General features: G+C 73.8%; 13 protein-coding genes. 6 read left to right on the top strand and 7 right to left on the bottom strand.

The window, feature by feature from the left end; all coding sequences use genetic code 11:
* The first annotated feature begins 51 nt into the window (after positions 1–51).
* Together ACI1MP_RS00745 and ACI1MP_RS00740 are read left to right on the top strand one after the other, a co-directional pair.
* A complete protein-coding gene (locus tag ACI1MP_RS00745) occupies positions 52–1,344 on the top strand; it encodes an SUKH-4 family immunity protein (protein WP_404867350.1) in 1,293 nt (430 codons plus the stop codon).
* 85 nt (positions 1,345–1,429) lie between these two features.
* Positions 1,430–1,807 (top strand): ribosomal protein L7/L12, encoded by a 378-nt coding sequence (locus tag ACI1MP_RS00740; RefSeq protein WP_404867349.1) that lies wholly within the window; start codon positions 1,430–1,432, stop codon positions 1,805–1,807.
* On the opposite strand, the gene ACI1MP_RS00735 is transcribed toward ACI1MP_RS00740, so the two are convergent.
* The 4 genes from ACI1MP_RS00735 to ACI1MP_RS00720 all read right to left on the bottom strand — a co-directional run bounded on the left by ACI1MP_RS00735 (position 1,797) and on the right by ACI1MP_RS00720 (position 5,615).
* On the bottom strand, positions 1,797–3,140 hold the full coding sequence (locus ACI1MP_RS00735) for a DUF6348 family protein (protein ID WP_404867348.1): 1,344 nt from the start codon (positions 3,138–3,140) through the stop codon (positions 1,797–1,799). The two genes, ACI1MP_RS00740 and ACI1MP_RS00735, sit on opposite strands and share 11 nt — an antisense overlap.
* Positions 3,141–3,229: 89 nt before the next feature.
* Positions 3,230–3,937, bottom strand: a complete 708-nt coding sequence (locus ACI1MP_RS00730; RefSeq protein WP_380330664.1) for a DUF6193 family natural product biosynthesis protein — start codon at positions 3,935–3,937, stop codon at positions 3,230–3,232.
* Between the two features lie 296 nt (positions 3,938–4,233).
* The gene (locus ACI1MP_RS00725; RefSeq protein ID WP_404867347.1) at positions 4,234–4,905 is read right to left on the bottom strand and encodes a formylglycine-generating enzyme family protein; all 672 of its coding nucleotides are present in this window, start codon (positions 4,903–4,905) and stop codon (positions 4,234–4,236) included.
* Positions 4,906–5,000: 95 nt separating this feature from the next.
* Entirely contained in the window at positions 5,001–5,615 is a 615-nt protein-coding gene (locus ACI1MP_RS00720; protein ID WP_380330658.1) for a hypothetical protein, read from the bottom strand.
* 338 nt (positions 5,616–5,953) lie between these two features.
* On the opposite strand from ACI1MP_RS00720, the gene ACI1MP_RS00715 reads away from it, so the two are divergent.
* Positions 5,954–7,402 carry a glycoside hydrolase family 6 protein gene (locus ACI1MP_RS00715; RefSeq protein ID WP_404867346.1) on the top strand — a complete coding sequence of 483 codons (1,449 nt, stop codon included), beginning with the start codon at positions 5,954–5,956 and terminating at the stop codon, positions 7,400–7,402.
* Between the two features lie 95 nt (positions 7,403–7,497).
* Here ACI1MP_RS00715 and ACI1MP_RS00710 read toward each other — a convergent pair whose 3' ends face one another.
* A complete protein-coding gene (locus ACI1MP_RS00710) occupies positions 7,498–7,884 on the bottom strand; it encodes a hypothetical protein (RefSeq protein WP_043912094.1) in 387 nt (128 codons plus the stop codon).
* Positions 7,885–7,950: 66 nt separating this feature from the next.
* Here ACI1MP_RS00710 and ACI1MP_RS00705 point away from each other — a divergent pair, with 66 nt between their 5' ends.
* The gene (locus ACI1MP_RS00705) at positions 7,951–8,130 is read left to right on the top strand and encodes a hypothetical protein (RefSeq protein WP_380330651.1); all 180 of its coding nucleotides are present in this window, start codon (positions 7,951–7,953) and stop codon (positions 8,128–8,130) included.
* 384 nt (positions 8,131–8,514) lie between these two features.
* Here ACI1MP_RS00705 and ACI1MP_RS00700 read toward each other — a convergent pair whose 3' ends face one another.
* Complete coding sequence (locus tag ACI1MP_RS00700) at positions 8,515–9,453, bottom strand: oxidoreductase (protein WP_380330648.1); 939 nt, start codon at positions 9,451–9,453, stop codon at positions 8,515–8,517.
* A gap of 347 nt (positions 9,454–9,800) precedes the next feature.
* A complete protein-coding gene (locus ACI1MP_RS00695; RefSeq protein ID WP_380330645.1) occupies positions 9,801–11,093 on the bottom strand; it encodes an APC family permease in 1,293 nt (430 codons plus the stop codon).
* A 105-nt stretch (positions 11,094–11,198) separates the two neighbouring features.
* Here ACI1MP_RS00695 and ACI1MP_RS00690 point away from each other — a divergent pair, with 105 nt between their 5' ends.
* Positions 11,199–11,693: an Lrp/AsnC family transcriptional regulator gene (locus ACI1MP_RS00690; protein WP_043912098.1), complete on the top strand. Its 495-nt coding sequence runs from the start codon at positions 11,199–11,201 to the stop codon at positions 11,691–11,693.
* 211 nt (positions 11,694–11,904) lie between these two features.
* On the top strand, positions 11,905–12,546 hold the full coding sequence (locus tag ACI1MP_RS00685) for an HNH endonuclease family protein (protein ID WP_380330642.1): 642 nt from the start codon (positions 11,905–11,907) through the stop codon (positions 12,544–12,546).
* The last annotated feature ends 591 nt before the right edge of the window (positions 12,547–13,137 follow it).

The following is a 13,137-nucleotide window of genomic DNA, read 5'->3' as shown; positions in this document are numbered from 1 at the left end:
CCGTCCATTAATGTGAACACCGACCAACCGGCTCCGAAGGAGAACGACCGCGTGACGACCCGTGAGCAGGCCATCGAGGCGGCCCACCAGTGGATCAACGGCGCCCGGCCCGAGGACCAGTGGCACCGGATCGGCGTGCACGAGTTCGACCTCGGCTGGGTGCTGTGGCCGATCCCCGACGCCGAACCCGACCGGCCCGTCGGCGAACGCCGGGCCCCCGCCGAGATCGGCACCGCCTGCGCCGTCGTCGACCGGGAGACCGGCGAACTCACCCACTGGCCCTCGGTGCCCGTCGACGAGGTCGTCCAGCTCTACCGCGACAAGCTCGGCGCGGGCAGCCACGACCCGTCCCGCCCGCCGGTGGTCGGCCCCGGCGCCTCCGTGGTCCTCACCTACCGGGACGCCGCCGGCGAACAGCAGAGCCTGTTCCAGCTCTCCGCCCCCGGCGCCGGCCACCCCGAGGTCCGTGCCTGGCGCACCCTCCAGCAGCAGGGCGTCCGCCCCGAGGACGTGCTGTCCGTCTACACCGACCTGCGGCCCTGCGAACTGCCCGGCGGCTACTGCGCGTCCGTGCTGCTCGCCGAACTCCCCACCGCCACCTTCGACTACGGCCACGCCTACGGCCCGCGCTACGACCGCCGGGCCGCCGCCGTCCGCGCGCTCACCGACGCCACCGAGGACACCTTCCGCCGGGCCGGCCGCCCCGTCCCGCCCAGGCCCAACCGGATCCCGTTCCCGCGCGCCGTGCCCGCGGCGGCCCCCGAGAGCGACCACGACCTCGGCGCCCGGCTCGACGCGCAGTTCGGCGCCGACCGGATCCACCGCCACCAGGGCCCCGCCCCCGCCGCGCTGCCCGCCGCCACCGCGGCCACCCTCGCCGAGGCCGGACTGCCCGCCGACGTCCCCGCGTTCTTCCACCACCTGCCCGGCCTGCCCACCGTCGTCGACCACCTGACCGCGACCGGCCGCGGCGCCCGCGTCCCCGACCGGACCCGCGCCCTGCTCGCCGACTACCTGCTGCTCGGCGACGACGGCCACGCGCTGATCGCCGTCCAGTGCGGCGACGGCGGCACCGGCAGCGGAGCGGGCACCGGCCGGATCTGGGCCGTCGACCCCGACACCGGCACCGGCCGCTACCTCAACACCGACCTCCCCGCCTACCTGCGCTCCCTCTCCCTACTCGCCACCCGCCACCCCGCCCTGCACGGCCTCGACCCCCGGGCCGCCGGCCTCGCCGTCGACGCCTTCCAGCACGACCTGGCCGCCCTCGACCCCACCGTCTTCAGCGACCCGGAGAACTGGTGGGCCGTCATCGTCGAACAGCTCTGGGACGGCCTGCTCTGACACCCCGTCAGTCCCCGGCGCCGCCCTCCACCGCCGGGGACGGCGCGGCCGGCAGATCTGTCCTGTCGCTCAAGGAGATGCGCCCGTGGAGGATCCGGAGTTCATCGTGCAGGTGGCCGAGTCCGAGGCCAGGGGGCGCGAAGTCCTGTGCGCGGTCGTGTCGGTGACCGGGCTGAGCTTGTGGCACAGCAAGCTCCTGCTGGACAGCGCCCCGGCGACGGTGCTGGAGAAGGGCCCGTTCGCCGAGGCCGTCGCCGCGGCCCGGCGACTCCAGGAGGTCGGCGTGCCCGCAACTGTCCGCTGCACCTGGTGCGACAGGGCGGTGCCACGCGACGGGACACTGCTCGACCCCGGTCCGTGCGCATCCCGCCACTGGCCCACCGCCCACTGTCGGGCGAACTCCCTGACCAGCTGCGATTGTGAGTTCTGCCGCGCCTGTGGGCCCGTCTACTTCACCCGCTGACGTCGCCCGACGACTCGCGGGGGAAGCGGTCGCCCAGGACGAACGCCGTGGGCCAGGTCTCGCTCAGGATCTTGCCGAGCAGGGGGTCGCTGGACTCCAGCACCTCGCTGAGCAGGACCGAGCCGTCGTCGTTGATCCGCTGGCCGCCGAGGACGACGGGGGCGTGCAGGACGTCCTCGCCCCAGGGGCCGACGGCGTTGCACAGCAGGCCCTCGAAGCGGTGGCCGGCCAGGTCGTCGCGGTGGACGCGCTGTACGAAGTCCTCGATCACGGCTGCCGGGAGGGAGACCCAGACGAAGTGGACCACGGTGCGTCCGTCGTCCAGGCGGACCGGGAGGCGGACCTTGAGGAAGTTGCCGAGGCCCTCCGCGACGATGATCGGGCCGGTGTTCGTCGTCACGCGGCGCCGGCGCTCCTCCTCCGAGAGTTCGGCGACCGGGTGCGGCAGGGCGAGCGCGAAGGCGGGGTGCTCCGGGTCGAGGCGGCGCCCGCAGTCGCAGTTGCAGTCGGTGCCGTGGCTGTGCGCGTCGCTCTGCCCGGACGCGGATACGGATGCGGAAGCAGGAGCGAGATCGAGCCGGGCCGTCGGGAAGCTCGGCTCGCGCTCGCCCGCAGGCACCGGAAGCAGCAGCGCGTAGAACCGAACCGTCGTGAACGCCGTCGGCTCGGGCAGTCCGAGCGCCGTCATCGCCGCCGATGCGGCCTCGTGGCGCTCCCCGTTGACGCGGACCTCGGCCTGCATGGCGCCGGGGGTGCCGCCGTAGAAGACCTTGACGCCGTTGAAGAAGGGCGATTCCAGGTCGGCGGTGAACGAGTCCGCGATCCGGTGCAGCACGTTCGCGTCCTGCAGCGCACTCTGAAGCCGCCGGTTTTCCTCGGCGTCGTGCCCGAGACCGACCGCGCCCGAGGTGATCAGGTGCCAGCCGGGTACGCCGTGCTCGCCCTCGGGGCCCGCGTGGTCGGCGAAGTGCCCGCGGCGGTCGAGGAGTTCGAGCAGGCAGGCGCCTGCGGTCTGCACCCAGGTGTTCGCCGCGTCCTGTGGATCGGCGGACATCGACACCACGCAGTCCATGAAGCACGGCACGTCCGGTTGGAGACCGACGTCCGGCAGCGCGACGAGGTCGTAGTGGTGGCCGCCCCCGTGGTGCGGCGGGGTCACGGCCACGGCCCAACCCTGCGGGCTGATCATCGAGTTCCCCTTGAGCTGGGCGCCCTCCGTCACGCCGGGCACCAACTCTTCGAGCCCGGCCTTCACCAGGTCGAGGAACTCCAGGTCGGCCAGCCGGTTCGCCGGGGGCTCCGCCTTGCGCTTCATCCGCGGTATCCAGGACATCCGTGGATGGTACTGAGCCCGGCCGACCGATCAGCGCCCGGGCCCGGAGTGCCGGCGCGGCTGCTGCGAGGGCCGGTTCGGACGAGCTGTCAGAACTCCGCCGGCAGGCCCTCCGCCACCAGTGCGACGGCCTGTTCGGCGGTGGCGACCTCGACGGTCTCGTGGCTCGACCGGCTGCTCCGGACCAGGAAGCCTCCGTCCGACAACGGGTCGATGGCCCCGCCGACCGGTTGGAACGGGAAGCGCGGGACGGCGGAGAACCACAGCCTGTAGTGGCTGGTCACGGGCGTCAGTCGGCGCAGCCGGGGCTCGGCGAAGGCGGCCTCGAACATCGCCCGGTAGCCGAGGGGGTAGCGGTGCAGCGCCCGGGTGTCGAAGCGGCCCAGATCCTGACGCCAGATCAGTTCCACTTCGTCGAGCGGGGCACGCTCGTGCGCGAACGCCCAGTCATGGACGACCAGGAACGGCGCGACGTCCCGGACGCCGGCGAGGTCGGCTCCCGCCAGCCAGGCGGCCGCCGCGCGAACCGCCTCCGCGAGGTCCGGAGCGTGGCCGTTGGCGAGCGTCACCCCGGCGCGCCGCACGGAGACGGCGGGACCCGCGTCGGGTACCCAGGTGCGGATCCAGGCCCGGTCGTCGGTGTCGACGTCCCGGAACTCGGCCCACGAGCGGCCGAGTTGCTCCGGTGCGGGCAGCCGCAGCCCGAGTTCGGCCGCGACCTGGTCGAGGCGCGCACCGAAGGCGGCAGCGGCGGCCTCCCGCTCGGCGGCTCCGGGATCGTCGGATGCGTTGGTCACACCGCAGTGTAGGAGGCAGGCGGGTCGGACGGGGCGTCAACTGCGGTAACCGACCCGGGATCCCTTCCGAAGCGGCCCGACGGCGCTCGCGGCCCGGGCCCGCATGCCTCGCGTCACGTCGCTCGCTGCACTGTCCGCCCGTCGCCCGGCGGGAGTGGGCCCGATCCCGATCCTCATGCCACGCAGCATAGGTGGTCGGCCTCGGACGTCCTTCCAGAGGACTTCGGAGCCGGTTCTCCACCGGCGCGCGGGACGCGGGTACGGCTGCCGCGTCCCGCAGCGGCGTCGCCGTGCGGTCAGCGCACTGTGCGGGCGACGCGGAATCCCACGTCGTCGACACGGAAGGTCGGGTGGCTGCGGCGACGCACGGAGGCTCGGCAGCTCCAGTGCTCGTCGAACCAGCCGCCGCCACGCAGGACCCGGTAGCTGCCGTAGACCTCGGCGTCGTAGAGGTCCCAGCACCACTCCCACACGTTGCCGAGCATGTCGTGGAAGCCCCACGGATTGGGCTGCTTGCGGCGCACCTCGTGGATCCGGTCGTTCGAGTTGCCTCGATACCAGGCGATCTCCTCAAGGGGGCCGTACCGCGGTCCCGTGGTACCGGCGCGGCAGGCGTACTCCCACTCGGCCTCTGTCGGCAACCGGTACCCGTCCGCGGAGGCATCCCACTCGACGGGCTCGCCGTCGGCCTGAACGCGGTAGGCGGGCGAGAAGCCGTCGCGCTCGGACAGCGCGTTGCAGAATCGGACGGCGTCCCACCAGGACGCACTCTCGACGGGTGTCCGGTCCCCGTGGGCGGCGCTCGGACGCTGACCGGTGATCCGGCCGTACAGCGCCCGGGTGACCGGGGCCGCCGCGAGCCGGTAGCACGCAAGCTCGACCGCCCAGCTGCGCTGCGTCCGCCGATCCGACAGGACGACCTGCCCGGCGGGGACATCGATCATCTCGGGCTCTGCGCTCGTATCCATGAATCGAGGACGCTACCGGAGTCTCCCGGACCGGATGCGGCAGACTGCGACCCGACGTTTCGTCATGCCCGCCGGAGACACTGCGCTGCCGGACGTCAACTGCGCCTGGGGGAGCGGCGTTTGCGGGTGCGGCCGATCGCCCAGCCGGTGAGGGGGACGACCATCAGGGCGGCAGCCGAGGTGTCGACGCGGGAGGTCCAGCGTTCCCGGGAGGCGCTCGGGAGGGTGCCGAGCGCCGGGGCCACGTGGCCCGCCGGGTCGGTGGTGACGGTGACGGTGGCGCCGACGCGGTAGGAGGAGCCGAGGTTGCCGTCGACGGTGGCGGTGATCGGGGGGCCGTCCAGGGCTTCCAGGGTGAGACGGGGGTAGGAGTTGTTGTTGGCGTCGAACTCCGTGGTGACCTTGGCTATTCGGGCGTGCTGCTCGATGCCGTGGTGCCGCAGGGCGCGGATGTCGAGCAGGTAGGTGTGGGCGACCAGCAGGACGACGGCGAGGGAGGCGACCACGATCATCCAGCCCGTCGGGTCCTTCCGGGACGCCGGCCAGACGGCCAGGAGAATCAACAGACCGGCGATCACCACGGCCGGCGTCGCGACCTGGGCGCCGAACCGGTAGGAGAAGGCGGCCAGTTCGCGTCCGGCGAGAACCACGGCGGCCCAGACCAGCGCCGCCAGGGCCGCATTGCCGACCGCCCGCCCCACAGTGCGCATCGTCTCGCCCCTCCCCGGGTCGCCGCAGGTGACGGGACCACCGTACGCGCCCGCTCGGACAGCGGCCCGAAAGTTACAGGCGGGCGGACCGGAGCGCGGAGGCCCGGAACGCTCGTGAAGAGCACAGGTCGGAGTGGGGGACGGGGCGTCAGTGCGGCGCGGTGCGCAGGGAGTTGGTGGCGCGCGGAGTCTGCCGCCGGAGGCCTTCGGCGGCTACCATCGGCCGAACCGCTGCGGGAGCGCTCCCACGCCTCGGTCCCCGCAAAGGCCCCGGTCAGCCCGCCGCACCCGGCAGGCGGACACCCCTCTCCCACCCGAGAGCACCCCCGGAGGACACCGTGCACACCCCCGAGCGCCACCGGCGCAGCACCGTCCCACCGACCGCAGCCGAACCGGCCGCCAGGCCCGGCCGCCCCTCCGGCCGAGCCGCCGTGCTCGCGCTGGCCGCCACGGCGACCGCCCTCGGGCTGGTGGCCAGCGTGCAGGGCGGCGCCGATGCCGCCGTGCAGGGCAGCCTGCCCGCGGGCACCCAGTTCTACCGGGACCCGGCGTCCCAGGTCGTCAAGTGGGTGGCTGCCAACCCCGGCGACTCCCGCACCCCGGTGATCTCCAAGCGGATCGCCAGCCAGCCGCAGGCCGTCTGGTTCAGCAACTACCGCCCCACCACCGTCACTTCCGACGTCCGTGCGGTGACGGCCGCCGCCGAACAGGCCGGGCGGACCCCGGTGCTGGTCGCCTACGCCGTCCCCAACCGGGACTGCGGCGGCGCATCCGCCGGCGGGGCGCCGGACCTCGCCTCGTACGACGCCTGGGTCGGCAAGTTCGCGGCCGGGCTCGGCAGTTCACGCTCCATCGTGGTCCTCGAACCGGACTCGATCGCGCTCACCACCTGCCTCGACGCCCAGCAGCAGAGCGACCGCTTCGCCTCGCTGGCGCGCGCCGTCACCACCATCCACGCCGCCAGCCCCGCCGCCAAGGTGTACCTGGACGGCGGTCACTCCACCTGGAACTCCGCGAGCGAGCAGGCCAACCGGCTGCGCAGCGCCGGCGTGCTGAACGCGGACGGCTTCTTCAGCAACGTCTCGAACTTCAACACCACGGCGGGCGAGACCGCCTTCGCCCACAACGTGCTCTCCGCGCTCGGCAACCCCGGCAACCTGCACGCCGTCATCGACACCAGCCGCAACGGCAACGGCCCGGCCGGCAGCACCTGGTGCGACCCGTCCGGGCGCGCCGTCGGCAACTACCCGACGGCGAACACCGGGGACAGCGCGATCGATGCCTTCCTGTGGATCAAGCCCCCGGGCGAGGCGGACGGCTGCGCGGCCGCCGCCGGCACCTTCGTCCCCGACATCGCCTACCAACTGGCGGTGAACGCGGCCGACCCGACCAGCCCGCCGAGCACCCCGCCGGCGTCCAGCCAGCCGCCGACCTCGCAGCCTCCGACGAGTCAGCCGCCGAGCGGTGGGGCGTCGTGCTCGGTCGCGTACCGGGTGAACTCCTGGAGCGCGGGCTTCACCGCGGACATCACGGTGAAGAACACCGGTAACGCCACCATCTCCGGCTGGAAGCTCGGTTGGACGTTCCCGGGCGACCAGAAGGTCACCAGCGCCTGGAACGCCACCGTCGTACAGAGCGGGGCCGCCGTCACCGCCACCGACCTGGGCTACAACGGCACCCTGGCGGCCGGTGCGTCCACCGCGTTCGGGCTGCAGGCGACCTACGGCAGCAGCAACACCGCCCCGAGTGCCTTCACCCTGAACGGAACCGCCTGCACCCTCTCCTGAACCCGCCCGCCCTGCCGTCCCGCCCCGCCGTCCTCGCCGTCCCCGCCGTCCCCGCCGTCCCGGCCGTCCCGGCCCCGGGTCGGCGGGGCCCGGGCCTACGGGCGGAGTTGAACGGCCGTCACCATCACATACCCGACCAGCAACCCGAACAGGCACACCGCCGTCACATAGCGCGGCGTGAACGGCAGCCCGGCGAGCGACGGATACAGCAGCACCGCGCCGCCCGCTGCCAGGTCCGCCAGGTAGAGGCCGTCCGGCGGGACGATGCCCGTGCTGTGCGCGGCCCAGCCGGTGGCGATCAGGAACCCCGTCAACAGGGTGAACCCGGACAGCAGTCCCGAGCCGATCGCGCCCAGCGCGGGATGCGGGTCCGGCGGCGGCTCGCCCTCCGGCGTCCGCGGACGGACCCGGTGCGCCATCGCGAGCGCGCCGACGGCCAGCGTCATCGAGGCCAGTGCGCCGAGCAGCGGAGAGGGATTCATCGGCTCCTCCTGGAGAACGCGAGATGCTGCCCGGCCAGCGCGGCGAGCGCCGCCGGCAGCAGAACGGTGAGGACCAGCACGGTCGCCCACACCGACGGCTCGATCGCCGCCGGGGCGGACGGCCCGGCCGGTGGCGGTGGCGCGGCGACCGCCGTCGAGGGGGTGGGGGTGGGGTGCGACCGGACCGCCGGCGAGGGCGGGACCGCGGCGGGCGCGGTCGTCCTGGGGGCGGCGAGCGGCGACTGACGGGACGTCGTGGGGTGCGGTGCGGGGGCGGCCGTCGTCGGCGTCGGGGTCGGCTTCGTCGGGGCGGGATGCGACGAGGGAGTGGGGGCGGGCGTGGGAGTGGCGGCCGGGCTCGGGGTGGGTGACGAGCTGGGGCTGGGGCTGGGCGTGGGGCTCGGGTGCGGGCAGTGCCAGGGCGGCGGGTACGGGTGCACGTGTGGTGGCGGCGGCAGCGACGGCAAGTGCGGGAACGGCGGTGGGAACACGCCTGGGGCAGGGTCCATTGCCCGATCCTCCGGCTGCCGCCGCCCCGCCGACACCGCTCCCCGATCAAACCCCACGGGGCGGTGAAAGCCGTCAACCGTTCCGCCGCCCCGGCCGGAATGCCCGATCGATGACGATGCGTCAGTTCGAGCCGGTCCCGTCGGAGTTGGCAGGTCGGAGGGCGTCGAGGCGGGCCAGTTCCTCGGCCGAGAGCCGCAGCGCGCCCGCGGCCACGTTCTCCGCGAGGTGCTCCGGATCGCCGGTCCCCGGGATCACCAGCACATGCGGCCCCTGCTGCAAGGTCCAGGCGAGGCGGACCTGGGCGACGGAGGCGCCGTGCGCACGGGCGACGGCGTGCACCGCGTCGTGGTCCTCGGCGGTCGGACCGGACTCGCGTCCGGCCCCGGCGATCGTGAAGAACGGGACGAAGGCGACGCCTAGTTCACCGCAGAGCCGCAGCAGCGCCCGGTCCTCGTCGGACGCGCCGAGACCGAAGGGGTTCTGCACGCAGACGACCGGCGCGACGCTCCGGGCCTCGGACAGCTGCTCGGCGGTGACGTTGGAGACGCCGAGATGGCGGATCAGCCCGGCCTCGCGCAGTTCGGCCAGAGCGCCGAAGTGCTCGCCGATCGAACCGGTCCGGCGGCTCGGCGGCACCCGCAGGTTCACCACGTCCAAGTGGTCGCGGCCGAGTTGACGGAGGTTCTCCTCGACCTGGCCGCGAAGCTGCGCCGGCGTGGCCCACCACCAGGCACCCGAGGGGTCCCGGCCCGGCCCGACCTTGGTGCTGATGACCAGCTCCTCCGGGTAGGGCGCCAACGCCTGGTTGATCAACTCGTTGGCGGAACGGGTCGCCGAGAAGTAGTACGCAGCGGTGTCGACCTGGTTCACCCCGAGCTCGACCGCCCGCCGGAGCACCCCGATCGACCGGTCGCGGTCACGCGGCGCCCCGCCGTGGAACGGCGCGGTGCCCGTCAGCCGCATCGCACCGAACCCGAGGCGGTTGACGGTCCGGTCGCCGAGACGCCAGGTGCCGGCGGCGGCAGCAGGTGCAGGTGCGGTGTTCGTCGGTGAGTTCATGGCAGGGGTCTCCCTTGGCAATCGGGTAGTGGTGGGGTGGGCGCCGGCGCGTTCGGAGTGCTCGGTGCGGGCCGGTCCCGGGCATGAAAAAAGCCTCCTCGGCGGATCGGGATCCGCACCGAGAAGGCTCAGGTGATGGTCAGGATTCTAGCAGGCGGGGGAGACGGAGCGGCGGGATGGCCGCGCGTTGCGTGTGCACGGCCGTCCCGTCGGCCCGGCGACCTTCGCGGGAGGCCAAAGCGGCTGTCCCTCAGAGGAGTTTGGCGGTCTCGTCGTGCTCCGCGAAAGCGGGGGTGCGGCACTGACGGGACGGCCGTGCGGTGTGCGCGCGTGGTCGTCCCGTCGACTCAGTGGCCTTCGTGGGCGGTCAGGGCTGCGGTCTCGTCCCGGAGTTCGAGGGCATCGTCCGGAGCGGCAGAGCCCGAGCGCCTACCGGGAAGGACCGCCGCGGTCAGGGCGACGGCGGCGACGGCGAGGACCGGCCAGCCGGTGCCGAGGACCAGGGCGAGGACGGCGGGGCAGCAGACCAGGGCGGCCAGGCGGGGGAGTCCGTCGAGGATCCGGATCGCGGCGGCCGTGCAGGCCAGGTAGACGGAGAGGAAGAGCGCGGTCGGCACCGCCACCAGCTGATCCGTCGTCAGGACGCCCGACCCGACGAGGGCGATCAGCGGGCCGCCGGTCAGTGCGGTGGTGGCCACCACCGCGTACGAGCCGCGGCGGCCGGGGGTGGGGGTGGGCGGAAGCAGGGCGTCGGTCAGTTCGGCGGCACCGGTCAGGTAGGTGTTGGTGGCGGCGAGGGTGAGGACGAGGGCCGCGCCGACGGCGAGGATGCGGCCGCTGTCGCCGATCGCGGCGCGCATAAGGTCCGCGAGCGGGACGGCGCCGCCCGCATCCGGGCCGAGGACGGCGACGGTGGCGGCAGCGAGGCCGAGGCAGAGCAGCGACGTCACGACGAAGGCGATCAGCACCACCAGGCGCAGCTGCCGGCGAGGGTCGCGCAGGCGGGTGGTGAGCGAGGCGGCGGCCTCCCAGCCGACGAAGGCGAACATCAGCGGCGGTGCGGCGCGCGCCACGCCGGCCCAGCCGTGCGGGAGGAACGGCGTCCAGTTGGCGGCGCGGGAGGACGGCGCGGAGCCGAGCATGGCGAACAGCACCAGGGCCACCAGGACGGCCACCAGCACCATTTGGAGTTTCACGCCGGTGCGCACGCCCACCAGTCGGACCGTCAGGACCAGGCCCAGCAGCACCAGGGCCGCCGGCACCGCGGTCGACTGGCCCGCGCCGATCGCCGCCGCCGCGTAGCTGCCGCCGATCAGGCAGACCACCGGAGCGCCCGCCACCACGCCCGCCAGGAAGCACCAGGCGGCGGCCCGTCCGGCCCGTTCGCCGAGGCCGGCGGCGGTGTAGCCGGCGACGCCGCCGGCCGAGCCGACGCGGGTGCCCAGCGCGCAGAACACGACGGCTATCAGCCCCGACAGCACCAGCAGGGCCAGCCACACCAACAGGGATGCGGGTCCGGCGGCGCGGGCGGCCAGCCCCGGGAGCAGCAGCAGGCTGGGGCCCAGCAGGGCCCCGATGTACAGTGCGGACGCCCCGGCGGTGGACAGCGGGGGACGGCCTGCGGTGATCTTCTCGGGCATGTGCCGATTGTGGCCCCGAACGTGCGGCACGCGATGGCGAATTTCGCCGTGCGGGGCGCGTGAAACGGCAGATTCGATCGCCCGCCGGCCGCTAGGGTGCACGGCATGCCGAGCCAGCAGTACGACCGCATCGACCGTGCCATCCTGGAGCACCTGCAGCGGCACGGCCGCACCGCCAACGTCGATCTCGCCGAGGCCGTCCGGCTCTCGCCGTCCTCCGCGCTGCGCCGCACCAAGGCGTTGGAGGCGGACGGGGTGATCGCCGGGTACCGGGCCGAACTCGACCGGGAGCGCGTCGGGTTGGGCCTGACGGTGTTCGTCTCGCTGCGGGTCGAGCAGCACTCCCGGGAGACCTCGCGGCAGATCGAGCAGCGGCTGACCGAGATCCCCGCAGTGGTGGCCTGTCATGTGGTCTCCGGCGAGGCCGACTTCCTGGTGGAGATCGCGGTGCCGGACCTCGCGACCTACGAACTGGTGCTGCTGGACGAGATCCTGGCGATCGGTCCGGTCCGGGACGCCCGCTCCACCTTCGCGATCCGCACCATCCGCTCCCGGGGCCCGCTCCCGCTCGACCGCTGGCCGGCCGCACGCGGTCGCTGAACGGGGCGCGGGCCGGGCGGTCGCTGAGCAGGGCGCGGGCCGGGCGGTCGCCGCCCGCTTGATGATGAACCTTCACATTGCGGGCCGGGATGGTCACCGGACGGCAATGCAATCTTCACGACGGATTGTCTACCCGCATAGACCCCTGGGCTGCCACGCTGTGCCGGGTCCAAATTCCCTGCCCCGCCGCCCAGTCCAGGAGCTTCCCGTCGTGACGAATCGTTTCCTCCGCCGCTTCGCCACCCTTGCCGCCACCGCGGCCCTCGCCGCCGGAGCCGTCACGGCGAGCACCGGCACCGCCGAAGCCGCGCTGCCCACTCCGGTCTCCGCCGCCACCGCCCGCGGCTACCTGGCCCAACTCACCGTCAAGGCCGAGGACCGCACCGGCTACAGCCGCGACCTCTTCCCCACCTGGATCACCATCTCGGGCACCTGCAACACCCGGGAGACCGTCCTCAAGCGCGACGGCTCCAACGTCGTCACCGACGCGAGCTGCGCCGCCACCTCCGGCAGCTGGGTCTCCGCGTACGACGGCGTCACCCTCACCTCCGCCTCCGGGCTGGACATAGACCACATAGTCCCGCTCGCCGAGGCCTGGGACTCCGGTGCCTCCGCCTGGACCACCGCCCAGCGCCAGGCCTTCGCCAACGACGTCACCCGGCCCCAGCTGCTCGCCGTCAGCGCCAGCACCAACCGCTCCAAGGGCGACAAGGACCCGGCCGAGTGGCTGCCGCCCGTCACCGGCTACCGCTGCACCTATGTCCGCGCCTGGGTGCAGGTGAAGTACTACTACAGCCTCTCCGTCGACGCTGCCGAGAAGGCGGCCCTGACCAACGTCCTGGCGGGCTGCTGACCAACCGTGGGCGGGGCCGGGGAGTCGGCGCTGCCTGCCGAGGCCCCCGGCCGACCGTGGAGTCTCCGTTGTGACGGGTCGTCGAAGGCCCGGCGCGGGGGTCGCCGTCCCGGTCGGGCCGGTGCGTCGGCTGCTCGGCGCGCAGCACCCCGGTTCTGGCGGACCTGCCGATCGAGGTGCCGGCCAACGAGTGGGACAGCCTGGTGCGCCCAATCGGCGAGGAACATTTCGTCCGGCTGCCGCGACGTGCCGTGGCCGCCGGGCTCGTCGCGCACGAGCAGCGCCGGTTGCCGGAGTCGGTCGGCCGGCTGCCCCTGCCGGTGTCGGCGCCGGTGCGGATCGGGCGGCCGACGGGGGGTGTCCGTGGCCGTGGAGCGTCGTGCCGTTCCTCCCGGCCGGGTCGCGGCGCTCTCGGAGCTCGCCGACCCGGGCGCGGACGCGACCGTGCTCGGCGAGTTCCTCGCCGCGCTGCACACCCCGGCCCCGGTCGAGGCGCCCGTCAACCCGTACCGCGGGACCCCATCGGCCGGGCCGGCGCGCATCGACCCGGCCGACCGCCCTGCCGCGCCTAGGATTTGGGCGCGCCGAGCT

It is taken from the genome of Kitasatospora griseola, from assembly GCF_044999035.1.
Lineage (GTDB): Bacteria > Actinomycetota > Actinomycetes > Streptomycetales > Streptomycetaceae > Kitasatospora > Kitasatospora griseola.
Note: the sequence above shows the minus strand (reverse complement) of the source record. Positions and strands in the feature narration are given on the sequence as shown.